This window comes from Kocuria sp. CPCC 205235, from assembly GCF_040980905.1.
Lineage (GTDB): Bacteria > Actinomycetota > Actinomycetes > Actinomycetales > Micrococcaceae > Kocuria > Kocuria carniphila.
In genome coordinates, this window is record NZ_JAVKPR010000010.1 from 68,018 (window position 1) to 90,915 (window position 22,898).

Sequence of the window (22,898 nt, forward strand, 5' to 3'; positions counted from 1 at the left end):
AACCCACCGTTGAACCCGCCCGGCGCCCGAGGGTCTGTATTCAGCCGGCACCGACAGGGGGCTGTTGTCGCAGCGCCACCTTGACCTTCCCCTGTGGGGGAAGGTGCAGGCTGGGTCGGAGAAAGGCGCGCGGAAAGTTTCCGGTGGAAGTGTTCCTCACCGAGTTGCGGAGGTTGTCATGGCTGACACGGCAGTGATCGAGACGGATCTGGCCATCATCGGTTCTGGTGGTGGTGCTTTCGCCGCGGCGATCCGGGCGACCAGCCTGGGCCAACGGGTGGTGATGGTGGAGCGGTCCACGGTGGGGGGCACCTGTGTGAACACCGGGTGTGTGCCGTCGAAGGCGTTGCTGGCTGCTGCGGCCGCCCGCCATGTGGCCCTGGAGGCGCCTGGTCGGTTTCCCGGGCTCGCCGCCTCCGCGGGCCCGGTGGACATGCCGGGGCTGATGGCGGGCAAGGACGGGCTGGTGGAGGGGATGCGTTCGGAGAAGTACGTGGATCTGATCGCCGACTACGGGTGGGACCTGCGCCGAGGGGAGGCCGCCTTCACCGGCACGGCCCAGGACCCGGTGCTGGAGATCACCGGTGGGGGCGGGGCCGTGGAGGAGGTGCGGGCCCGGCACTACTTGGTGGCCACCGGCTCGGCCCCGTGGGCTCCGCCGATTCCCGGGCTGGAGGATGTCGACTACCTCACCTCCACGACGGCGATGGAGTTGCCGGAGGTCCCGGAGTCGATGATCGTGCTCGGCGGCGGCTATGTGGCTTTGGAGCAGGCCCAGCTCTTCGCCCGGCTGGGCTCGCAGGTCACGGTGCTGGTCCGTTCCCGGTTGCTGTCCGGGGAGGAACCGGAGGTCTCGAAGACCCTCCTGGGGGTCTTCGCCGATGAGGGCATCACAGTGGTGCGCCGGGCCGCGGTCGAGTCCGTGGGCACCGATCCGGCCACCGGGGGCGTTGTGGTGGCCGCCACCACCCGGGCCGGGCGCCAGGAGTTCACCGCGGACCGGTTGCTGGTGGCCACCGGGCGCCGGGCGGTCACCGAGGGCCTGGGCCTGGGCACGGTGGGGGTGGCTACGGGGGAGCGGGGGGAGATCCTCGTGGAGGACACCCTGGCGAGTTCGCATCCGCGGATCTGGGCGGCCGGGGATGTCACCGGGCACCCGGAGTTCGTCTACGTGGCCTCCGCCCACGGGGTCACCGCGGTGGAGAACGCCTTCCACGACACCGGGCAGCGGGTCGACTACACCCACCTTCCCCGGGTCACCTTCACCTCCCCGGCGGTGGGGGCGGTGGGGATGACGGATAAGCAGGCCCGGGAGGCGGGCATCCGGTGTGAGTGCCGGGTGCTGCCCCTGGAGTACGTGCCGCGGGCGCTGGTGAACCGTGACACCCGGGGGTTCATCAAGATCGTCGCCGACGCCGACACCGGGCGGATCGTGGGGATCACCGCGGTGGCCCAGGAGGCCGGGGACCTGGCCGCGGCCGGGGTATACATCTTGTCCGCGGGGATGACGGTGGACCAGGTGGCGACCTTGTGGTGCCCGTATCTGACGATGGCTGAGGGTTTGAAGATCGCCGCCCAGTCCTTCCGCACCGATGTCTCGAAACTGTCCTGCTGCGCCGCTTGAGGCCCGGACCCCACCAGCCACCCCAGCACAGGAGGGGACGACGGTGACCGGCCACGAGGCCTCTGCGGTGGCCGGCCGGGAGGCATGAGCACGGCCGAGCAGATGCTCGCCCAGGCCCCCTCCGACCTCCCCGGCGACCATGCGGCGGCTGGCACCGCGCGTCCTGCCCCGTGATGGGACGGGGTGCCACGATGAGCAGAGCCGAAAGATCCACCGCATCTGAAGGAGACGCATCATGAGCGAACATTTCGACGTGGCCGTGTTGGGCATGGGTCCCGGTGGTGAGGTCGCCGCCGGCCGGCTGCTGGCGGCGGGGAAGAACGTCGCCGTGATCGAGCGGGAGTTGATCGGTGGGGAGTGCGCCTACTGGGCGTGCATCCCTTCCAAGACGGTGCTGCGCCCGGCCGAGGCCCGCACCGAGGTGCACAAGGCCGCCGGGGTCTCCGGGGCCGAGGTGGACTGGGCGTCCACCCGGGAATACCGCGACTACATGATCCGTGACCTCGACGACTCCGCCCAGGCCGAGGGCTACACCGCCCAGGGCGCGACCGTGATCCGGGGCGAGGCCCGTCTCACCGGCCCGGGCCGGATCCAGGTCGGGGACCGGGAGATCACCGCCGAGCACATCATCATCGCCACCGGCTCCGAGGCCGTGATTCCGCCCATCGAGGGTATCGAGGAGATCACCGCCTGGACCAACCGGGAAACCTACACCACCCACGATCTACCGCGCCGGGCGGTGATCATCGGCGGCAGCGCCGTCGGGGTGGAGACCGCCACGTTCCTGGCCCGCTTCGGGGTGCAGGTCACCCTCATCCACCGCGGGGACCGGCTGCTGGGCCGGGAGGACCCCCGGGTGGGGGAGCTCGTCCACGACTACCTGACCGAAGCCGGGGTCGACATCCGCCTGGGCGCCTCGGCCGCCAAGGCCCACAGGAACGGTGCGGACAGTATGGTGATCCTCGAGGACGGGAGCGAGGTGGCCGCCGACGTGGTGATCTTCGGCACCGGCCGCGCCCCCCGCACCCAGGGTCTGGGCTTGGAGGCGGCCGGGGCACGTCTGGGCGAGCACGGCGAGGTGCTCATCGACGAGCACGCCCGGGCCGCCGACAACTTGTGGGCGATCGGCGATGTCACCGCGGTGATGCCCTTCACCCATGTGGCGAAGTATCAGGGGCGGATCGCCGCCGACGCGATCCTCGGCCGCCCGCGCCCGGCCGGCTATGAGGGGATCCCGCGGGTGGTGTTCGCCGACCCGGAGATCGCCGCCGCCGGACTCACCACCGAGCAGGCGCAACAGCGCGGGATCCGTGCCATCGCCACCGAGCTGGATCTGGCCCAGGCCATCGCCCGCCCGTGGACCTACGAGCAGGACCCGCGCGGGCACCTGGGGCTGCTGGCCGACGCCGAGCGGGCAGTGCTGATCGGGGCGTGGGCGGTCGGCCCGCAGGCGGGGGAATGGATCCACCACGCCTCCCTGGCCATCCGGGCGCAGCTGCCGCTGGAAATCCTGCGCGATCAGATCGCCCAATTCCCCACCTACCACGAGGCCTACCAAGCCGCACTGGAGCAGCTCGAGGTCTAGGGGCTGGGCGCCGCCCCGGGCAACCGGGCATGATCCGCTGCAGAAGGCGACAGCAAGCCGAAGCACTGCTCGAGAAAGGGGAAGCCCATGGCCCAACGATTGATCGTCATCGGTGGGGACGCCGCCGGGATGAGCGCGGCCTCCGCCGCCCGCCGCCAGCTGCCCCAGGACCAGTTGGAGATCGTGGCGTTCGAGCGCGGTCACTACACCTCCTACTCCGCCTGCGGGATCCCGTACTTCATCGGCAAGGACGTCGCCGACACCACGGCACTGATCGCGCGCACCCCGCAGCAGTTCCGCGACCACCACGCCATCGACGCCCGGACCGGTCACGAGGTCCTGGACATAGACCTGCACCGGCGCGCCGTGCTGGTGCGTGACCTCGTCCGGGGCCGGGAGGCCTGGGAGGGCTTCGACCAGCTCATGGTCGCCACCGGGGCCACCCCGGCCCGCCCTCCACTGCCCGGGATCGAGGCGGCCGGCATCCACGGGGTGCAGACCCTCGACGACGGCCTCGCCCTGCGCACGGTGCTGGAGCGGGACCGGCCGGGCCGGGCCGTGGTGGTCGGGGCCGGCTACATCGGCCTGGAACTGGCCGAGGCCCTGTCCGCCTGGGGCGTGGGCATCACCGTGATCGGACGCCCCCCGGCCCCGCTGCCGGCCCTGGACCCGGACATGGGCGCGCTCATCGCCACCGCGATGGAAGGCTTCGGGATGGAGGTGCGGATGGAGGAGACCGTCACCGGCTTCGACACCACCGACGGGAAGGTCACCGCCGTGGTCACCGACCAAGCCACCATCCCCACCGATCTGGTGATCCTCGGGCTGGGGGTGACCCCGAACACCACCCTGGCCGCCCAGGCGGGGATCCCGCTGGGGGCCACGGGGGCGATCACGGTGGACCGCCGGCTGCGCACCGGCATCGACGGGGTGTGGGCAGCCGGGGACTGCGTGGAGAAGTTCCACCGCGTCTCCCGCCGCCACGTCAGCCTCCCGCTGGGCACCCACGCCAACAAGGAGGGCCGCACCGCCGGGATCAACCTCGGCGGCGGCTACGCCACCTTCCCCGGAGTGCTCGGCACCGCCGTGACCAAGATCTGCGACATCGAAGTCGGACGCACCGGCCTCGGCGAGGCCGAGGCGCAGGCGGCCGGCTTCGATCCGGTCACCGCCGTGGTCGACTCCACCACCCGGGCCGGCTACTACCCCGGAGCCAAACCGATCCGCACCAAACTCATCGCCGAACGCGGCACCGGACGACTGCTCGGAGCCCAGATCGTCGGAGAAGAAGGCGCGGCCAAACGCATCGACGTGCTCTCCGTCGCTTTGTGGCACGAGACCCCGGTGGAAGAGCTGCTGAACATCGACCTCTCCTACGCCCCACCGTTTTCCCCGGTGTGGGACCCGGTGCTGATCGCCGCCCGCAAGAGTTGGCAGGCCGTGGAGACCGACCGCGCCCGCACCGAACCCGGATGACCACCGACTCCGGGTGACCACCGACGACTCCGGGTCAGGCAGTGCCCGGTACCGGAACCTTCCTCTACCGTGGAAGGCCACAGAACAGTCCAGGATCGAGGTGCACCGTGCGGATCGGTGAAGCGGCCGCAGCCGCCGGCATGACCACCAAAGCCCTGCGGTTCTACGAACAGCAAGGACTGCTGCCCCCGGTGCACCGCGGTCCCAACGGGTACCGCGACTACCCACCAGAGACCCTCGCCCGCCTGCAGTTCATCCGCCGCAGCAAGGCCGCCGGACTCAGTTTGGCCGAGATCCGGAACATCCTGCAGATCCGCGACGCCGGACAGGCCCCCTGCGCCCACGTAGCCGCCCAGCTCGCCCAGCAACTCACTGACCTCGACCAGCACATCGCTGAGCTCACCGCTCTGCGGACTTCCGTGGCCGAGCACTACCAGGCCGCCTCCCAAGGCGACCCCGCCCAGTGCGACGCCGAGCAAATCTGCAGTTACCTATGAGGTCATCATTGATGTTCAGATATGGATGAACACAGCGATGAATCCGAAGAGCGCTACCACCGCTTTACATATGGCCGGCTATCGGCCACTTCCCACGGGCATGGGCCTGGAGCATAGTTGTCTGCTCGGCTGGGCTCCCACGTCTAAGAGCTGGTCGGCCTAGCTACGGAGCCTCGACCCTTGCCGTTCTCACGAGTGCCGCCCGCGATTTTCTTCACTTCATCCGGAATCGGTTGGTGACGTTTCGAAGCTACCGCGATGTAAGCCTTGGCTGCAGCCTGTCGATTCGCCACGAACCGACCCGTTTTTGCGGAACGTCCAACGCTCTTCGTCACGACTGCCCCTCCTCACTGTTAGTCAAGTCTGCTTGGTCGTCCTCTGCAGTGTCCAGACCCAAGGCGGTCCCAAGAACTTCTTGGATGAACGCCGCCGTCGTATCGCTAGGGGCGTTCTCACCAAGATGCTGGAGGGCCGCAATCGCGGCAAGAGCGTCGCGGTCGCTGAGGATGGCCACGGTTGCGTCCTCACCTTCCAGATCTTCGTCCTCGGTGGAGACGGAGAGCAGGCGGTCCGACGCCCAACGCGCATTCTCCCACCATTGGGCGGCCTCGGCGGTAGCCCTTTGCACCTCAGCAGTCGCCAGCGCAGTGTCCCGGGCTGTCTGAGCGGAACGGGTGACTCCCCGGTAGGCGATTGAGGCTGCTCCGAGCGCCGCGACTCCACCCAGACCCGCACTCGTGGAGAACGAGTACAACCAAACCCGGACGGCGCCTAGCTCAATGGGCCAGTAGGCATGCGCCAACGCTCCCAAAAGTGCTGCGAATAAGAGAGTAATTAAATACCCAATAATGTGACTCTCAACCTCGTTTGGCGGGATTTCGCAGCTTCGTTTGGCGGTGTCAGGTGATGCCGATGACGAGGGTGGATCGGGCGGCTTCGACGACGTCATCGGTGATGATGTTGAGCTCGTTGATCTGCATGATGCGCTCCATCTGCGTGAACAGTCTGTCGACGAGGCGGAAGTTGCCGCGGGTGATCCGTGCGATCGCGGCGAGGGCTTGAGAGTCGGTGAAGTCGTCGGGGTCGAGGGGGTGGCCGTACTTGGGCCAGCGACGTTCGAGCACGAAACGCAGCTCGTCTTTGCTCAGTGGCCGGTACTCGTGGGCGAACCCGACGCGGCTGTAAAGCTGCGGGTAGCGGCTGAATCTCTTCTCGATCCCGGGCATGCCGACGAAGATGACGGCGACGTTGTCGCGGTCGTAGTGGTCTCGCACCATTTCCAGGGCGGTGGCATTGAGGCGGTCGGACTCGTCGATGATGATCAGCTCGACGTACTTTCGCAGGTTCCTGGGTCGTGCCTGCAGTTCGCCGGTGTTGATCAGATGCTCGTCGATGCACGCAGATACTTGGACCGTCAGTCCGGTGAGATCGTCTCTGACCTGACGCGGAGTGCTCAGGACCGCGGGGGTGTAGAAGACTGTCCGTTTCCTGGCCAGCGCGGCATAGATCGGGAAATCGGAGTCATCGCGTGGGCCCCATTCTTCGAGGAGTCGCTCGGCTTGGTGCCAGTTCGCATACCGTCTGGCAGACAGTGTTTTACCGATCCCGGCTTGGCCGTAGCAGATGCCAATGGTGTGTTGCCGGCGTACGGCGTCGGCGAACTCGACGAATCTGCGGTGCTGTTTGGTGGCGATAAACCGTTGCGGAGACATCAGTCATCCTCCAGGTAGGTACGAAGCTTCGTCTTCCTCTGTACTGGTGGGGTCGGTGCCGGCGGGGCCGGAAACGAGGGGTCTTCGTGGCCGGCGACGACGGCAATGCGTTCGGCGATCTGGCCACGTAGCTCGCGTCGGCGGGCTGCGCGTGCGTGCTGAATGTCTTTGAGACTGACGGTGGTCGATGCGTGATCGGGGTCCACGGCCTTACAGATGTACTGGTTCTTGTGGAAGACGTGAATTTCGGAGATGTCGCGGGGGTCGTAACGGATCACGACCTGTTCTTTGACGTAGGCGGCCAGCAGCGGTGAGACGTACCGCAGGCCCTGGAAGCGCACTCCGTCGCGGCGGACGATGCGCGTTTTGGCCACGGTCAGCAGCAGCAGGTTGAGATCATCGATGGTCTCGGGCAGGCGGGGAAGCCACCCGTCGCCGATCCAGGTCCGGTAGGGGCTGTCGCCAGTCTCCGGGTGGGTGCGGCGGTGATACTTGGCACTGATGAACTCGCCGATGGCGGTGTCGAGTTCGGGCAGCGTCAGTATCGGCTCGGGGTGCCGCTGACCGCGGGTGAGGTAGCCCGGCAGTTCGGCAAGGAGTTCGGTGTTGACCGTGCCGAAGATTCGCTCGATCTTGCCGCGGCCCTGTGGTCGGGCGATGGTCGAGTAGATGATCTGAAAGTGCAGGTCCTTGGCGGTCTGGGCGAGATGGTGACTGGTGAAGTCGGTTCCGTGATCGACGTAGAGCACATCGGGCAGGCCGCACATCGGCCAGTTCGGATCGCTCTTGGGCCAGATCGCGTGCCGCAGCGCCAGTGCGGTGTTCATCGCAGACGGCGCGCCGAGGAAGACCATGTAGCCGCACACTGCCCGGGAGTAGTCGTCGAGGATGACGGTCAACCACGGCCGGGCGGGCCGCCCGTTGGCGTCGAGGATGAGGATGTCGAGTTCGGTGTGGTCGGCCTGCCAGGTGGCATTGGCCCGCTCGGCTCGGTGGCGCCACACCAACTCGTAGGTGTCCCGGTAGGCCGCCGCGCCCTGGTGGGCCAGTGTGAGCATCCCAGGATCCAGACCGGTCACGATGGACCGCACCGTGCTCGCGGAGACCATCGGCCATCCGCGGCGGGTGGCGGTCGTGGCGGCTTTGCGGATGATTGACGCGGTGGTCGGCCGAGGCGTACTCAGCGCCAGGCCTTCGATGTAGGCCACAAGGTCTGGGTGGGTGCGCCGCCCACGCTTGGCTGGCGTTGCCGGAGCCAGTGCGGCGATCCCGCCCTTTCTATAGGCGGCGAGCCAGCGTTGCAGAGTGCGTTCCCCGACCTTCTCGGCTGCGGCCAACTGGGTCAGCGGGACCCCGCTCTCCACGTGTTGGCGTAGGACCTGCCATCGGGCCGCGGCAGTCTTCGCACCAGTGGGGGCGCCGATTGAACCTTGAGGTTCATCGCCCCCGCTCATGGCTACGCCGTCGTCGACTTCTGTCGGCGCGGAGCCGGGGGCTTGTCGGCCCCGCGTTGCAGCGCCCGGTAGACGGTGGTGCGGCTGACCCCCAGGACCTCGCCGATCTGGGCGACGGTCATGTCTTGTTGCTCGTAGAGCTTGCGGGCGGTGCGCAGTTTGTCCCCAGACAACAACGGTGGGCGCCCACCTCTACGGCCACGGGCTCGGGCGGCTTCAAGGCCGGCGTGGGTGCGCTCGGAGATGAGGTCTCGTTCGAACTCCGCCAGCGAGGCGAAGATGTGAAACACAAGCCGCCCGCCCGAGGACCCGGTGTCGATGTTTTCCTGCAGGGAGCGAAACTCGATTCCGCGCTCCTGCAACTCGGTCAGCTGATCGATCAGATGCCGAATCGATCGGCCCAGCCGATCCAGTCGCCAGACCACGAGCGTGTCACCCGGGCGAAGTTGATCGAGGAGCTTTCCCAACTCTGGGCGCGAGGCCAATGCCCCGGAGGCGGTGTCGGTGAAGACCTTGTAGCAGCCAGCAGCCTCAAGAGCATCGTGCTGCAGGCGAGCGTCTTGATCGCCAGTCGACACCCGCGCGTACCCGAAAGCGTGGCCCATACCGATAAATGTAGCAATACCCGTCGCTGGTGGGTAGATCAGAAACACAGATTCCGGGACTGGGTTCCGCTACAGAACAGGCTTCCGCCCACCTCGGCGTATCCAAATCCGGCAGACTCGGGTTCACTTGTAGCAGAAACGATCGTTTGGCGAACAGTCGCCGACTTCTTCTAGCCCCGGTGATTCATGGGGCGTGAGGGGGTTGAAGCTCTACTGGTGTTGCGTGCTGTCGGTTAGGTGGGTATGACGGGGTGCCGGCTGGCGCTGCCGGTGGGCGGGTCTCCGGTGGTGCTACTCGTGGGTGGGCAGGTGGGGTCAGGCTGGTTTGGGGATCGCGGCGATCGTGGCGAAGACGGCGGCGATGGCGGTGGCCCAGGGCCAGGTTTCGGGGATCTTCACGCGTCGTCGACGTCCACTTCGGGTCAGGCGGGCGGCGACGTGCCAGAGTCGGTAGCGCAGTGCTTTGGGCTCGCACAATGCCAGGACTGCGGCGTCGCCGGTGCAGGCGAGCATCCGTGTCCAGGCGACGAGGTCGGCGGCGAGCATCACGGCCACCAACCAGGCCTGATTCACAGCGAACTCGCGTGAGGGCAGGCGGCCGAGGCCGGTGTCTTTGGCGTGGCGGATCCGGTCCTCGACCCGGGCGTGAGCCCGGTGTCGGGCCTCGAGGAATTGGAGCTGGCCGGTGGCGGTGTTGGTGACGAACGCCTGGTAGCGCCACCCGTCGATCTCCTCGAAGATCGACAGCTGGGCGCCCGGGTGGGGTCGTTCGCGGCGGATGATGACCCGCATCCCGTCAGGCCACCGCTCCAGCCATTCGGGGCGCAGGAGTCCGGTCAGTTCGGCGACTTCGGCACCGTCGCGTAGGTCGCCGCCGGGGTTGAGTGCCGGCCCCCACGCAGCTTCGGGGCAGGTCGCGATGGCTCGTCGCATCGGGCCGGTGATGGAGAATCCGACCGAGTACTCCACTCGCCGACCACGGACACGGTTCTGTTCGGTGACCCAGTTCAGCAGGTCGTGGGAGGCGCCGGCGCCGTCGGAGCGGATCAACACATCCCTCCGGTGAGCGGCGGGGATCTGGGCGATCGCCTGGGCCAGGACGTCGATGTGGTCGGCAGCGGTGTTGGACCCGGCGTTGCCCGGCCGCAGCGATGCGGCGAGGAACTCGTCGGTGCTGTCGCACCACACGCCGATCGGGTGGTAGCCGAAGGTGCGCTTGTATGTCGGCGCCGCGTGTTCCTTCTCGGAGTGGGTGACCACGATGGTGGCGTCCACATCCAGCACCACCGTGTCGCCCAGGTCGCGGCCCGCACACGGCGAGGCCGGGATACCACCGGGGATCTGTGCCCATACGTGCCGCCGGGTGCGGGCCCGCGCGGTCTGGATCTTCCTGCGCTTGCCGGCGGTGACTTCATCCAGCGTGCGCCACACCGTCGGGGCCGAGGCGACTGGGCCGAGCGCCTCGGACTGGTGACGCAGGACGCCGATATCGGCGATGGCCTCACCCCCGTCGATGAGTGTCACCGCGAGATCGGTCAACACCCGGCCCCGGTCGTGGACCGGGACGAAGTTGCGGCGGGCTATCGCCTGCGACAGCTCACCGGTGAGCCCGACGCGGTCGGCCAACAACCGGGGCGCGATGGTGCCGGCATGGGAAATCACGCCGACACCATCAGCAGTAACGGACAGGCCGGACGACCACGAGTTACGCTTCACCTACCGAGTGCTTTCTGCTTGAGGATCTGGTTCCTTCGACAAGTCCCAGTTTCCCCTGATCAGGAAGCACTTCGGTGTATCAGCCCCCGGAAATTCGCGGATCCCCGTGAATCACCGGGGCTAGTGTGGAACTCCTCAAGTAATCTTCTGCTTCGACAGCGGCCTGTGTAGTGCTCAGATCCGGGGTAGTGGTGCCAGTTTCAACGACGACCGTTCGCGCGGCTCTGCTGTGCGTGGCAGGACTTGCGGGAATCGCGCTTGCGGCGCGGTGCCGACGGCCCCCCGGCGAGCTTGAGCACTTCCTCGGCGCTTCAGATGTTTATGGTGACGACGCCCTCGCCGCACAAGTGCTGGAGCTTCTGCCCACCAGAGGCGTCCACGCCCTGGGGATCGCTTCGGTGACACGGAGCGGTTCTCGAATCGCGACCGTCGGCGCCCCGCTGGCCGCGACATTTGAAATTGGATCAATCAATAAGGGCATCACGGGGATGCTCTATCTCGATGCCATCGAACGCGAAGAGGTTCTTCCGACAACGACGCTCGGTGAACTGTTCGAGCTGCAGGGCTTCGGCGCGGCAGGCATCACGTTAGAAGAGTTGTCCCAGCACAGGTCAGGCCTGCCAGCACAACCGATGGGGATGACAGATATAGCTCGCATCATCATCAGGACGATCCAGGCAAGGAATCCCTTCGACGGGAGGACCCTCGTCCACCTTGTTGAAGATCTGCGCCGTGTGCCGATCGGAGCGAAGGAGCCTGCTTACTCAAATCTGGGGTTTGCGGCCCTCGGCCACGCGCTCGCTGCCGCTGCCGGAATGGACTATGCCGAACTGCTGCGGGAGCGCATTGCGAGACCCCTCGAGCTGGGACGCTTCTACATACCAGCAGAGGGCCAAGCGGCACTGGATGAGCAGGCCGTACAGGGCAAAGACGAAAACGGGCGGCCGCAGCAGGCATGGACCGATCTGCAATATGCGCCTGCCGGTGGTATTCGAACTGACGTGAAGAGCATGGCGAAAGTTGCGCGGGCGCTGTTGACCGGTCTCGCACCGGGCGCCGCCGCTCTTAACCCAGTCGCTGCCTTCTCGACTGACGGGGCAGACCGCGTGGGCGCGGGATGGATGACCTCTCGAATCGAGGGACAAACCATCACCTGGCATAACGGACGTACCGGAGGATTCTCGAGCTGGATCGGCTTTGATCGCGAGCAAGATCACGCGCTCTTCCTCGTCGGAGCCACAACCCTCGCCCTCGACGAGATCGGCGAGACATTGTTGCTGAGCAGCTGACGTGTTCGCACATACACGGTACTGCCGGGGCCTCGGTAGTGCAGTGCCTGAGAGACCTCGAAAGCTCGGAGCTCTCCGAATCGCCGAGAGTTCCGCCATGCGAAGGTGAGAGAACCCGCCAAATGAAGTTGAGAGTCACAACCCAATAATCCATAATGGCCGAAGCCATCTACTGGAACGTTTGTGAGACACTCCGCCATTTTCCCGTCATGGTTATCCGACACGCCGGAGCACGAGAAATACCGCCTTCAGGAATGTCATTTCCAGCTGGCCAGCTGTAGTTCGACAGTGGGAGCCCCCTTGGCAAGCACAGTGCGCCAGTCGAGGTTTCCCATTTTCTGCAGGCGTCCAATCACAACGATGGGGTGGACGTGGTGCTTGTCTGCTTCGGCTTGAATCCAGGCGCTGCGGACGCGGCTGGGCGGCTCGGAGAACTCCTGATTGGGAAAGGTTAGCCCTGCGGCGAGTTGGTCGGCGGCTCGTTCCTGGTCGTCGAGCCCTTGGGTGTCGGCGGTTTCGTTGATGCCGGTGTCGACGCGGATTTCGCCTTCTTTGAGGTCGCCATTGAGGATGTGCGCGACCTCGTGTAGCAGCGTGAAAAGGACCTTGTCGAGTCTCTTGCCCCGCCCAGACAGCGCGATGACGGGGTTTCCGTCTTGTAGGAAAGACACCCCGTCGAGCTTGGAGCCGGGGAAGCTCTCCTCGTAGAGGAGGGCGACTCCGTACTCGCGGAACTGCTCCGGAAGGGAGGCGAATGCCGCAGGGGTGGCCACCATCTGACTAATCCGCCGGGCAAAGGCGGCGAAGTCGGACGAGTCGAAGGCCGGTAGCTGCTGGCTGCGGGCTTTGTTCTTGATGACGGCCAGCCAGGCTCGCTGAAGCTTGGTGGTCTCTTCGTGTTCGTTGCTGCGACGGGCGACGGCCTTGAACTTGGGCTCATCGTCGATGGTGGGCAATTCGAAGAGCTGGATGATCTGTGCCTCGGTGTCCGCGAGAGATCCTTCGGCGATGATCCCGCGCTTACGCAGCAACGACACGGGTGCCAGGTCGTTGAGGCGGGCGCGTCGCTGGACGTCGGTGAGCTGGTTCTGCAGGCCCTGGTCTTGGGACTGCTGCCACAGCAGGTACCGATTCTGGAGGTTCAGCCAGTACTCGGTGCTGGTCCCGAAGGCCGCTGCGATCTGAGCGGCTGATTCGCGGGTGAGTTCTTTCTTGCCGCTGATCACCTCAGACACGAACTGGGTGGGACGCTGGATGATCTCAGCGAACTCGGCCTGCGACCATCCGCGTGCCTCGAGCTCTTCTTCCAGATGCTCACCAACCGGGAAGGCCTGGGCAATGCTCATGGTGCTCTTCTCCTCTCCACGGACGTCGGACTCAGTGGTAGTCAACGATCTCGATGACCACCGTCGTCCGCCCGGCCGGCTCCGTCCTGAATCGGACGATCAGCCGGTACTGCTTGTTCAGGCGCAGTGAGTGCTGGCCGTCTCTGTTGCCCCGGAGCTTCTCCAAATGCAACGACTTCAACGCCCTCAGATCCCGCTCATCATTGGCTGCCGAAATGGAGTCGATCCTCTTGCGGTACGCCTTGACCAGCTCCCCACTGAGCCGGGGGTGCACGAAGCCCGGATCTTCCGCCAGGCAGCGGAGATCCTCGTCCTCGTACTCGATACGCAAATGCTGACTCCGTTCTCCAGAGATTGTGCTCCCCAGGGACCGGACACAGCCTACTTTACCACTACTCAACTACCGTGCATCACCCTTGCCGAGAAGTATTGAAACGACTAGAGTTCCAGTCGACGCCGGACTGCGGCGTCGGACCAAGTCGCCGGTCGAGGCTGGCGGGAAGGATGGACATGATGAGTAAGGGGCGTTCGGTAGCGCGTAGCTCGAAGACGGGGCGGTTCGTAACTAAGGCGCATGCGAAACGGTCGCCGCGCACGACCACCACGGAGCGTGTCGGTCCTGGGACGTCGAACTCGACGCCGGTGACGCGTTCCTCCACTACGGGGCGCTTTGTCACGACGCGTTGGGGGCGTGAGAACCCCGGGGGGACAATCACGCAGCAGGTGTGATGGCGGAGCCGCACCGGTGGACGCTGCGGGCACTTCGTTCATGACCAGCTGCTGCCAAGGTCGCTTTCGGCAGAGGCTGGTGGTGGACGAAGTTCAACGGCCACGAGGGCCTCGTGGCGTCGAGAAGGCTCCTGGTTCACATGGCTTGATACATGCGACCAGGGGCCTTCGGCCATTCCCACAGAAGGCCAGGTATCTTCTGGCCGGCGCCGTGGGCACGCGAGGCTATAAGCGGCAGCTAGAGATCATGGGGTGAGTGAGAGACGTGGGCTTCTTTTCGGGGAGCAGCGCACGCCGAAGGCATCCCGGCGAAGCCTGAGATCATTCAGTCCACCATCGCCTGCGCCATGGGTACGGGTGGCCCGGTACCGTGAGAGGGAGATTCCCGATCGCACTCAGGAGATCCCCCCATGGCCCGAGACCGCAAGAGGAAACAAGTTGAGGGGCAGTTGAGCATTGATGCCTTTCTCTTCCCGGAACCCGAGGAGGTTCGTGATGAATACGTACGGCAAGTTCGCTCAGGAAGCGTGGAGGACGACCGCGCCCGAGGAGTACGCCCTAATCCCGGATCCGGAGGCGTGGTTCGAGAGGCTGGGGGAGGAGGCGACCCAGCGGGTGGGCGATCTGATGATGGAGCTGGCCGGCCCGGACCCGGTGGGGGAGACCTACCTGGAGAAGGTAGGTCGGCTGAACGCGTCGAAGATGCAGGCCGAGGAGATCGTGCGCGCCGAGATGCTGACCCCGGAGCAATCGGTGCAGCAGGAGTCGGAGGAGGAGGACGAGGAGGAGACCGGGGTGGCTCAGATGCTGCGGGTCGTGGAGCAGCTGAACCAGGAGGACCGCCAGTACTGGGACGAGGTGGCCCGGAAGGACGCCGAACAGGCGTAGTCCCGGTTGAGTCTGAGGGTCCGGGGTGGTTCGTTCCCCGGGCCCAGGACGATCTGGCCCCTTCTGGTGCCCAGGCACGCTTTAGGGCCAACCTCGCCGCGCTGCGCGTGCTGCGCACCTTGCAGGCCGAGGAGCGGGCGGCGACCGATGCTGAGCGCGCCACGTTGGCCCGGTGGGGGTCCTGGGGTGCGACCGGGGTCGCGGAGATCTTCGACGAGTCCCGTCCCGAGTACGAGCCCGACCGGGCGGAGCTGCGCGAGCTGCTGGATGAGACCGAGTACGCGGCCGCGCGCCGGACGGTCATCAACGCCCACTACACCGACCCGGCGATCGCCGCCGAGGTCTGGGGCGCCCTCACTGGTCTGGGGTTCCAGGGTGGGCAGGTGCTGGAGCCCGGTTCCGGTGCCGGCACCTTCATCGGGTTGGCCCCGGAGGAGGTGCAGATGACGGGGGTGGAGTTGGACCCGGTCACCGCAGCCATCTCCCAGGCCCTCTACCCGGGAGCCACCATCCGCACGGAGTCGTTCGCCGACACCCGGATGCCCGGTGGGATCTTCGACGCGGCCGTGGGTAACGTCCCCTTCTCCCGGAACACCCTGCACGATCCGCGGCACAACGCGGGCGGGCACTCGATGCACAACCATTTCATCCTCAAGTCCTTGGCCCTGACCCGGCCCGGTGGGGTGGTCGGGGTGCTCTCCAGCGCCTCCACCCTGGATGCGCAGAACCCCGCAGCGCGCCGGGAGATGGCGCAGAGCGCTGATCTGCTCGGGGCGGTCCGTCTGCCCACCGGCGCCCACCGGCGTGCCGCCGGCACGGACGCGCTGACCGACGTGCTGATCTTCCGCCGCCGTCTGCCCGGAGAGGAGCCGTTGGATCAGGGATGGGTGGAGACCGTCCCGGTGGAACTGAATGGGGCGCAGGGGCGGATGAACGCCTACTTCCTCGACCACCCCGAGCGGGTGCTCGGTGAGCCGATGATCGGCAACGGGATGTACGGCTCCGCCACTTTGACCGTGCGCGCGGATGACCTGACGGCCACAGGGGCCCGGCTGCGTGAGCAGCTGGCGGAGGTCACCGAGCAGGCCGTGGCGGCTGGGCGTGGAATGGCCGAGCGTGGTGGCGGGCAGGGGCTCGAGGTCGCTGCCTTGATCCCGGCGGGGGAGCAGGAGCAGATCGGGCACATCACTGATCGCGGTGCGGAAGGCTTCACCCAGGTCATGATCGAGAAGGTGCACGCGCCGCTGAAGGTGGCACGTACCCGGCACGAGGAGCTTCGGGCGTTGCTGGGCCTGCGTGACGAAGCCCGTGCCGTGCTGACCTTGGAAGCCGCCAACGTCGATGACACCCCGGAGCTGGACGCTTTGAGGGCTCAACTGGCGGCCAGCTACCGGGCCTATGCGGATCGCTTCGGGCCGATCAACCGGTTCACCGAACGCCGCACCGGGCGCACCAATGAGGCCGGTGAAGAGATCTTGGCCCGCATCACCCCGCCGGCGGTGGCTCTGCTGGGGGATGATCCGTTCGGGCCGCTCGTGCTGGCCCTGGAGCACTTCGACGAGGGCACCGGCACTGCGGCTCCGGCTGGTCTGCTGTCGCAGCGGCAGGTGCAGCCGCGCAAGCCCGTGCTCGGGGTGGACACCGCCGATGAGGCCCTGGCCGTCACCCTGGACACGGTCGGCGCCGTGGACCTGGCCCATGTCGCGGCCCTGCTGGGCACCGATGAGGCCGGGGCGCGGGAGTCCCTGGGAGGACTGGTCTATGAAGTGCCAGGGGAGGACGGGGTCTATGAGACCCGTGCGGAGTACCTGTCCGGGGACGTGCGCGAGAAGCTGGACACGGCCCGGGCCGCCTCAGTCGCCGATGAGCGGTTCCAAGCCAACGTTGAGGCACTGGAAGCAGTGCTGCCGGCCCCGCTGGGAGCCGATGAGATCGAGGCGAGGATCGGGGCGGTGTGGGTGTCCCCTCAGATTCACGAGCAGTTCCTGCGCCACATCATCAAGGACTCCTCCGCCCGGGTGGACCGGATCAGTGGCGCGAACTGGGACGTGAAAGCCAGCCGCCATGTCTTCGCTGCCCGCAACGACTGGGGTACCGAGCGGATGGCTGCCGGGGACATCTTCAAGAACCTGGCCGAGCAGCGTCGAGTGCAGGTCACCGACCCGGACCCGACCGACCCCGAGGGTAATCGCCGGGTGGTCAACGCCACCGAGACCACGGCCGCCCAGGAGAAGGCGGCACTGATGCAGGAGCGGTTCAGTGAGTGGGTGTGGGAGGACCCGGCCCGGGCGGCCGGGCTGGTGGATGAGTACAACCGGCGGTTCAACTCCATCGTGCTGCGTGACTACACCGTGGAGGGGGAGCGGTTGAGCTTCCCTGGGCTGGTCAAGGACTTCACCCCGCGCCCGCACCAGCGGGCGGCGGTGGCGCGGATGCTCTCGGAGCCCTCGGTGGGGCTCTTTCACGAGGTGGGGGCGGGCAAGACCGCCGAGATGGTGATGGGTGCGATGGAACTGCGCCGACTGGGGATGGCCCGTAAACCGGTAGTGGTGGTGCCCAACCACATGCTCGAGCAGTTCACTCGGGAGTGGCTGCAGCTCTACCCCCAGGCGCAGATCCTCGCCGCCTCCTCGGCTGATCTGAAGGGTGAGAAGCGGCGGGTGTTCGTCGCCCGCACAGCAGCTAGTGACTGGGATGGGATCATCATGACCCGCACCGCGTTCGAGCGCATCGAGCTGTCCCCTGAGTCGAAAAGCGCCTACAACCTTTCTGAAATCGGGCGTCAGCGAGCCGAGCTGGAAGCCGCCAATGAACGGGCAGCCGCCAGCGGGGCGGACACTATGTCGATCAAGCGCATGGAAGCCCGGTTGCAGGCGAAAGAAGAGAAGCTGAAGGAGAAGATGGATCGGGTCACCGATCCGGGGATCACCTTCGAGCAGACCGGCATTGACTACCTCGTGGTGGACGAGCTCCACGACTTCAAGAACCTCTCCACGCCGTCGAACATCCAAGACGCGGCCATTGATCCGGGGTCGGGCAGAGCCACTGACCTGCACATGAAGGTCGAGTACCTACGGGCCAAGCACGGAGACCGCGTGATGACCGGTGCGACCGCGACACCGATCGCCAACTCGGTCACCGAGATGTACGTGATGCAGCGCTACCTGGGCCCGGAGCTGTTGGAGCGGGCCGGGATCCACGACTTCGACACCTGGGCGGCGACCTTCGGTCAGGTGGTAACCGAGATGGAACTGTCGGTGGCCGGCGGGGACAACTTCAAGCTGAAGGAGCGGTTCGCGAAGTTCCAGAACGTGCCCGAGCTGCTGAAGATGTTCCATACTTTCGCCGACGTGAAGACCGCCGAGGACTTGCAGCTGCCGACCCCGGATCTGGTGAAGCGAGACGACGGGGCGCGCCTGCCGCGCATGGTCCCGGTGGAGGCATCGGCGGAGCTCGAGGCGTACATCGAGGACATTGGTCGGCGCGCTGAGGCCATCCAGGCCCGGCTGGTGGACCGGCACGATGACAACATGCTCAAGGTCAGCTCCGATGGCCGCAAGGCCGCCCTGGACATGCGCCTGGTGGATCCCGAGCTGGGATCGGTCGTGGCGGAGAACAAGGTCAGCGTGACCGCGGACCTGATCGCCCAGGTGCACCAGGAGCACCAGGATGACGTGTTCCTGGATCCGGCCAGCGGCGAGGAGCACCCCACGAAGGGTGCGTTGCAGATCGTGTTCTGCGACCAGAGCACCCCATCGACGGAGAAGTGGAACGTCTACGACGAACTCAAGGACCAGCTGGTGCAACGGGGCATCCCGGCGGAGAAGATCCGTTTCATGCACGAGGCGAAGAACGATGCCGAGAAGGGCCGGTTCTTCTCCGCCGCCCGTGTTGGGGACATCGCCGTGCTGATGGGCTCGACCCAGAGGATGGGGGTGGGCACCAACATCCAGGCGAGGGCGGTGCACCTGGTGGACCTGGACGCCCCGTGGCGCCCGGCCGACATCGCCCAGCGGCACGGGCGGATCATCCGGCAGGGCAATCAGAACCCGGAGGTCGCCATCTCGCAGGTGGTCACGAAGGGTTCGTTCGACACCTTCATGTGGCAGACCCTGGAGCGGAAGTCGAAGTTCATCGACCAGATCATGCGCGGGCGCCTGGACGTGCGCGAGATCGAGGACGTCGGGGACAACACGCTGTCCTTCGCCGAGGTGAAGGCGATCTCCAGTGGCAATCCGTTGATCTTGGAGAAGTCGAAAGCCGACCAGGAACTGGCCCGGTTGGAGCGGTTGAACCGGGCCTGGCACCGCAACCAGTCCTCGCTGGTGTTCCGCAAGGACGCCGCCCAGTCGCGCGCCGATGGACTCGAGCAGGAGATCCCCGTGCTCCGCGCGGCCGCGGAGCGGACCACCGATGAGCTCGGCGGGGAGAAGTTCCGGATGACCATCGACGGGCGCACCTACGACAAGCGCAGCGAGGCCGCGCAGGCGTGGCAGCGGTGGGCTGGGGTGCACGCCACCGCGCGCCCGCCGAGGGCCGGAGAGATCGACCTCGGAGTCGCCGGGTGCATCGGTGGTCACGACATCCGGGTGGTGCAGCGTCCAGGCAACCTGGCCGACCTGAGTGCGTCGCCGGTGGAGCTGCGCATCGATGATGCCCCCGGTGTGGCGGTGGAAGTCACCCGGGCGACGTCGTTGAATCCGAGTGTGGGGATGATCCAACGGCTGGAGAACCAGGTGCGGGCACTGCCGGAGGAAGTCACCAAGCGCGAAGCTCGACTGGCCTCCGCCCGGCAGGAAGTCGTCGACGCCCGTGAGGCGCTGAAGGTTCCCTTCAAGCACCAGGACGCACTGGAGGCCGCCCGGTGGGAGGTCGAACGGATCGGGCGCGCGATGCGCGGAGAAGAGACGCCGCAACCGACTTTGGATCCGGAGCTGGAGGCGTTGAAGAAACGGATGCGCATCAACTTCCCCGACGCCCCTGCCGCGGGTCGCAGCAGTGCCAGCAGTGGTGGAAACGGCTCCGGGCGTCCGCTCGAGGTGGCGCGGCGGCACGACGAGCAGCGTCCCCAGCAAGGCGGCTTGGAGCTGTAAATCCTCGCTCTGCTTGGTCTGTTCAGACGGACGGTGCCCGCTCCCCACTGGGGGAGCGGGCACCGTTGTTGCGTGGTGACCACGTGTGCGGGAAGCCGTCCACAGTCGGCGGGAACGGAAGGGTCACGGGCGGGCGTGAGGTGACCTGCCGGCTGTGGTCGGGTGGTCAGATGGGGTCCCCGCTGTCCATATGGGTGCGGGAAAAGCCGCGGAGCGAGAGAGCTTTTGCCGTGCCCATGTGGGCACGGGGCCAGGAACTCAGCCGCGGTTGCCCAACTCGCGGTCCGCTCGAATCTGGCGTGCTTCGCGCCAGATGACGAGCAGCGAGACCACCAGAAGCAGACCGGAGAACAATCCGATTTTTGAGCCTCTGGCCATCAAGATGATGGAAACGAGCAGAAGCACGCCGTAGCAGGTAGCAAGAACCCAGCGGCTGGCCGTCACTGCTCCGGCTCGGTGTCGCCGCCGTTCTGCGCGGACGAGGCGTGAGTGTCCGAGGAAGTCGAGGTGGCCTTTCGCCGGCGCTGTACGCGCTGCACCTTATCGGGTGCCGCCAGCCCGATCTTCTTCAGTTCGTCGGCGGTCCAGCCGCCGTTGTTCACTGCGGCTTGGAACGCCTGGACGTCGTTCTTCTCTGCCTCCTTGAGCGCTTCGCGGGCCTCGTTGAGGGCGCCGCGTGCCGTGATCGCCCGGCGGATGTAGTCCATCCGGTCGTTGAGCAGCCGCTGCGCGGCTTCCTCTGTCTGCTGGGGGTCAGTGAGCTTTGCCATGCCCCCACCTTAACGGGCGCACACGGTGCGTTCCATAGTCCACGGGTGCTCCGCCGGCGCTTCGCACCCGTGGTGCCCCAGCGGAGCAAAGCTATGTTTTATGGCACATAAAACAGGCGTCCCGCTGGCCCGTTGGTCTTTGCGGTGGCACACTGGTCGTGTGGGGCCCACGCTGTGGGGGCGCTGCGCTGGGCCGGCAGGGAGAGGAGGTGCTGTGGTGGAGCAGGAAAATCCGCGTCGGGTATGGAAGTCCCGTCGGAAGCGAATTGAGGGCAAGACCCAGTACGTCCGGGTGTCCATGTCGGAGTCGGAGCGTGCTCAGTTGATGGTGCTGGAGCAGCAGACCGGGTTGTCGCCTTCGGCGCTGATGGTGCAGGCGGTGTTCGGGTCGGCTGATCCGGTGGCGGTGCAGCTGCGCAAGCAGCAGCTGGTCGAGTTGCTGGCGATGCGCCGGCTGATGGCCACGATCTCGAACAACGTGAACCAGATCGCCCGGCACGCCAACAGCACCGGCGAGGTGCTCCCCGAAACGGTCGAGACCTTGCAGGAGGCCCGCCGGTTCGGCGAGGAAGTACTGGCGAAACTCGAGGAGCTCGCGCCGTGATCCCGAACATCACCAAGGGCAACAAGCCAGTCGGGCTCATGAAGTACCTGGTGGGTCCGGGTCGTTCCAACGAACACACCGACCCGCATCTGGTGGGCGGCTCGCCGCTCATCATGGCGTGGCACGACGACGTGCAGCTCAACGAGGAAGCCGCGGTAGGCATCGCCCGCGAGGTGGACCTGAACCGGCGGATGCTGGGCTTTGATGCAGAAACCAAGCACATCTGGCACTGCTCGTTGTCGATCCCGTACCAGGACCGGGAGGTCACGGACCAGGAATGGTCGGACATCGCCGCCCGGTTCATGGACGAGATGGACTTCACCGACGCGGGTGCCAAGGCACCGTGCCCGTGGGTCGCGGTGCATCACGGGCGTTCGGCCAAGGGCAACGACCACATCCACATCATGGCCTCCACGATCCGGGAGGACGGGACGAAGTGGGCCGATGGCAATGACTTCTCCCGGGCGCAGAAGGTCGCCCGTGGGATCGAGAAGGACTTCAACCTCATCCAGCTCGGCAACCACTCCGAACGGTGGCTGCAGCAGGGCGAGGTGCGGCGGGACAGCACCCGGGAACCGACCCGGTTCGCGCTGGAACGCACCGTGCGCGCGTGCGCGGTGGCCGCCGAATCGGAAGCGCAGTTCGTGCGGCAGATGCGCCGGGCCAACATGCTCGTGCACCCCCGCTTCGCCGCCGGCACCGACTCGGTGGTCACCGGGTACTCCGTGGCGGAGCGCCCGCCGAAAGGGATGCGGCCGCTGTGGTTCGGTGGCGGCAAGCTCGCCCAGGACCTCACGCTCCCGTCCCTGCGGACCCGCTGGTCTGACACCCCCGAGTCCGCCCAAGAGGCATCCGAGGAGTGGATGGCGGCCAAGCGGCACCGCCGCATCGTCCACCCCGACGCCCCCGGTGCGGTCCTCGACGAGGAGACCGCCCGACGGTTGGCCGGGGAACTAAAAGAGGTGCGCCGGCGGCTGGTCACCATCGCCCCGGACGATCACCAGTCGTGGGCGCACGCGGCCCGTGAAGCCTCCGGGGTGTTCGCGGCGTGGTCCCATGCGACCGAGGACGGCCAAGGGCCGCTGGGACGCACCGCCCGGGTGCTCGCCCGGTCCGCGCACCGGTCCGGGGTGAAGATCACCACCCCGCTTCAGGCGCCGCTGCGCACCAGTGGCACCACGGCCTTCTTGTTGGCGGCCACGCGCACGCCGTCTCCGATGGCGCAGGCGCTGATCATGCAGCAGATGCTGCGGATGACCCGGGCGTTCCAGGACATGCACCAGGCCAACAAAGAGCTGCGCGAGACGCAGCTGATCGTGGACGCCTTCCAGCAGCACCTGGCGGTCGTGGCGGAGCCCCTGCCCGATGTGAAGCACGGCCCGAGGCAGGTCGCCGCGCACGCCGGTCCCACCCGCCACCGTGGTGCGCTGCGTGAAACCCAAGGCCCGACCGTTGAGCACCCCTACGTTGACCACACCCCCCACACGGACCACGGAATGGAGCTGTAGCG

The 22,898-nt window shown here is 66.6% G+C and carries 18 protein-coding genes; 9 read left to right on the forward strand and 9 right to left on the reverse strand.

Features of this window, described 5'->3' with window-relative positions:
* Positions 1-178: 178 nt before the first annotated feature.
* The 4 genes from merA to RF638_RS08905 all read left to right on the forward strand — a co-directional run bounded on the left by merA (position 179) and on the right by RF638_RS08905 (position 5,182).
* On the forward strand, positions 179-1,624 hold the full coding sequence (gene merA, locus RF638_RS08890; RefSeq protein ID WP_109222880.1) for a mercury(II) reductase: 1,446 nt from the start codon (positions 179-181) through the stop codon (positions 1,622-1,624).
* A 235-nt stretch (positions 1,625-1,859) separates the two neighbouring features.
* The gene (locus RF638_RS08895; RefSeq protein WP_109222881.1) at positions 1,860-3,209 is read left to right on the forward strand and encodes an NAD(P)/FAD-dependent oxidoreductase; all 1,350 of its coding nucleotides are present in this window, start codon (positions 1,860-1,862) and stop codon (positions 3,207-3,209) included.
* Between the two features lie 87 nt (positions 3,210-3,296).
* Complete coding sequence (locus RF638_RS08900) at positions 3,297-4,685, forward strand: FAD-dependent oxidoreductase (protein WP_129701478.1); 1,389 nt, start codon at positions 3,297-3,299, stop codon at positions 4,683-4,685.
* A 107-nt stretch (positions 4,686-4,792) separates the two neighbouring features.
* Positions 4,793-5,182, forward strand: a complete 390-nt coding sequence (locus tag RF638_RS08905) for a heavy metal-responsive transcriptional regulator (protein ID WP_109222883.1) — start codon at positions 4,793-4,795, stop codon at positions 5,180-5,182.
* Positions 5,183-5,513: 331 nt separating this feature from the next.
* On the opposite strand, the gene RF638_RS08910 is transcribed toward RF638_RS08905, so the two are convergent.
* From RF638_RS08910 to RF638_RS08930, 5 genes are all read right to left on the reverse strand, one after another.
* The gene (locus RF638_RS08910) at positions 5,514-5,984 is read right to left on the reverse strand and encodes a hypothetical protein (RefSeq protein WP_368841789.1); all 471 of its coding nucleotides are present in this window, start codon (positions 5,982-5,984) and stop codon (positions 5,514-5,516) included.
* A 97-nt stretch (positions 5,985-6,081) separates the two neighbouring features.
* Positions 6,082-6,894 carry an AAA family ATPase gene (locus tag RF638_RS08915; protein WP_368841790.1) on the reverse strand — a complete coding sequence of 271 codons (813 nt, stop codon included), beginning with the start codon at positions 6,892-6,894 and terminating at the stop codon, positions 6,082-6,084.
* Positions 6,894-8,348: a Mu transposase C-terminal domain-containing protein gene (locus tag RF638_RS08920; protein ID WP_368841791.1), complete on the reverse strand. Its 1,455-nt coding sequence runs from the start codon at positions 8,346-8,348 to the stop codon at positions 6,894-6,896. Before RF638_RS08920 ends, RF638_RS08915 begins: the two co-directional genes overlap by 1 nt.
* 2 nt (positions 8,349-8,350) lie before the next feature.
* Complete coding sequence (locus RF638_RS08925) at positions 8,351-8,953, reverse strand: recombinase family protein (RefSeq protein ID WP_317815301.1); 603 nt, start codon at positions 8,951-8,953, stop codon at positions 8,351-8,353.
* 315 nt (positions 8,954-9,268) lie between these two features.
* Complete coding sequence (locus tag RF638_RS08930) at positions 9,269-10,669, reverse strand: IS1380 family transposase (RefSeq protein WP_368841792.1); 1,401 nt, start codon at positions 10,667-10,669, stop codon at positions 9,269-9,271.
* Between the two features lie 233 nt (positions 10,670-10,902).
* On the opposite strand from RF638_RS08930, the gene RF638_RS08935 reads away from it, so the two are divergent.
* Entirely contained in the window at positions 10,903-11,958 is a 1,056-nt protein-coding gene (locus tag RF638_RS08935; protein WP_368841793.1) for a serine hydrolase domain-containing protein, read from the forward strand.
* Between the two features lie 257 nt (positions 11,959-12,215).
* Here the strand turns inward: RF638_RS08935 and RF638_RS08940 are convergent, their stop codons facing one another.
* Complete coding sequence (locus RF638_RS08940; protein WP_303383351.1) at positions 12,216-13,304, reverse strand: HigA family addiction module antitoxin; 1,089 nt, start codon at positions 13,302-13,304, stop codon at positions 12,216-12,218.
* 31 nt (positions 13,305-13,335) lie between these two features.
* A complete protein-coding gene (locus RF638_RS08945) occupies positions 13,336-13,635 on the reverse strand; it encodes a type II toxin-antitoxin system RelE/ParE family toxin (RefSeq protein WP_303383352.1) in 300 nt (99 codons plus the stop codon).
* A gap of 893 nt (positions 13,636-14,528) precedes the next feature.
* Between RF638_RS08945 and RF638_RS08950 the strand changes: the two genes are divergently transcribed.
* Together RF638_RS08950 and RF638_RS08955 are read left to right on the forward strand one after the other, a co-directional pair.
* A complete protein-coding gene (locus RF638_RS08950) occupies positions 14,529-14,921 on the forward strand; it encodes a TnpV protein (protein ID WP_368841818.1) in 393 nt (130 codons plus the stop codon).
* Between the two features lie 107 nt (positions 14,922-15,028).
* Positions 15,029-20,014, forward strand: a complete 4,986-nt coding sequence (locus RF638_RS08955; protein WP_368841794.1) for a helicase-related protein — start codon at positions 15,029-15,031, stop codon at positions 20,012-20,014.
* A 258-nt stretch (positions 20,015-20,272) separates the two neighbouring features.
* On the opposite strand, the gene RF638_RS08960 is transcribed toward RF638_RS08955, so the two are convergent.
* Entirely contained in the window at positions 20,273-20,458 is a 186-nt protein-coding gene (locus RF638_RS08960; RefSeq protein WP_368841795.1) for a hypothetical protein, read from the reverse strand.
* Positions 20,455-20,784 carry a hypothetical protein gene (locus RF638_RS08965; protein ID WP_368841796.1) on the reverse strand — a complete coding sequence of 110 codons (330 nt, stop codon included), beginning with the start codon at positions 20,782-20,784 and terminating at the stop codon, positions 20,455-20,457. Before RF638_RS08965 ends, RF638_RS08960 begins: the two co-directional genes overlap by 4 nt.
* Positions 20,785-20,998: 214 nt before the next feature.
* Here RF638_RS08965 and mobC point away from each other — a divergent pair, with 214 nt between their 5' ends.
* Both mobC and RF638_RS08975 read left to right on the forward strand, forming a co-directional pair.
* Entirely contained in the window at positions 20,999-21,388 is a 390-nt protein-coding gene (mobC, locus tag RF638_RS08970; RefSeq protein WP_368841797.1) for a plasmid mobilization relaxosome protein MobC, read from the forward strand.
* Positions 21,385-22,896, forward strand: coding sequence for a relaxase (locus RF638_RS08975; protein ID WP_368841798.1), 1,512 nt, complete (start codon positions 21,385-21,387; stop codon positions 22,894-22,896). Before mobC ends, RF638_RS08975 begins: the two co-directional genes overlap by 4 nt.
* Positions 22,897-22,898: the final 2 nt, after the last annotated feature.

Excerpts from the sequence above, each read along its gene's own strand:
- RF638_RS08920 (WP_368841791.1), bottom strand. The coding sequence starts at position 8,348 with ATGAGCGGGGGCGATGAACCTCAAGGTTCAATCGGCGCCCCCACTGGT.
- RF638_RS08895 (WP_109222881.1), top strand. The coding sequence starts at position 1,860 with ATGAGCGAACATTTCGACGTGGCCGTGTTGGGCATGGGTCCCGGTGGT.
- merA (WP_109222880.1), top strand. The coding sequence starts at position 179 with ATGGCTGACACGGCAGTGATCGAGACGGATCTGGCCATCATCGGTTCT.
- RF638_RS08940 (WP_303383351.1), bottom strand. The coding sequence starts at position 13,304 with ATGAGCATTGCCCAGGCCTTCCCGGTTGGTGAGCATCTGGAAGAAGAG.
- RF638_RS08925 (WP_317815301.1), bottom strand. The coding sequence starts at position 8,953 with ATGGGCCACGCTTTCGGGTACGCGCGGGTGTCGACTGGCGATCAAGAC.
- RF638_RS08915 (WP_368841790.1), bottom strand. The coding sequence starts at position 6,894 with ATGTCTCCGCAACGGTTTATCGCCACCAAACAGCACCGCAGATTCGTC.
- RF638_RS08950 (WP_368841818.1), top strand. The coding sequence starts at position 14,529 with ATGAATACGTACGGCAAGTTCGCTCAGGAAGCGTGGAGGACGACCGCG.
- RF638_RS08900 (WP_129701478.1), top strand. The coding sequence starts at position 3,297 with ATGGCCCAACGATTGATCGTCATCGGTGGGGACGCCGCCGGGATGAGC.
- RF638_RS08965 (WP_368841796.1), bottom strand. The coding sequence starts at position 20,784 with ATGGCAAAGCTCACTGACCCCCAGCAGACAGAGGAAGCCGCGCAGCGG.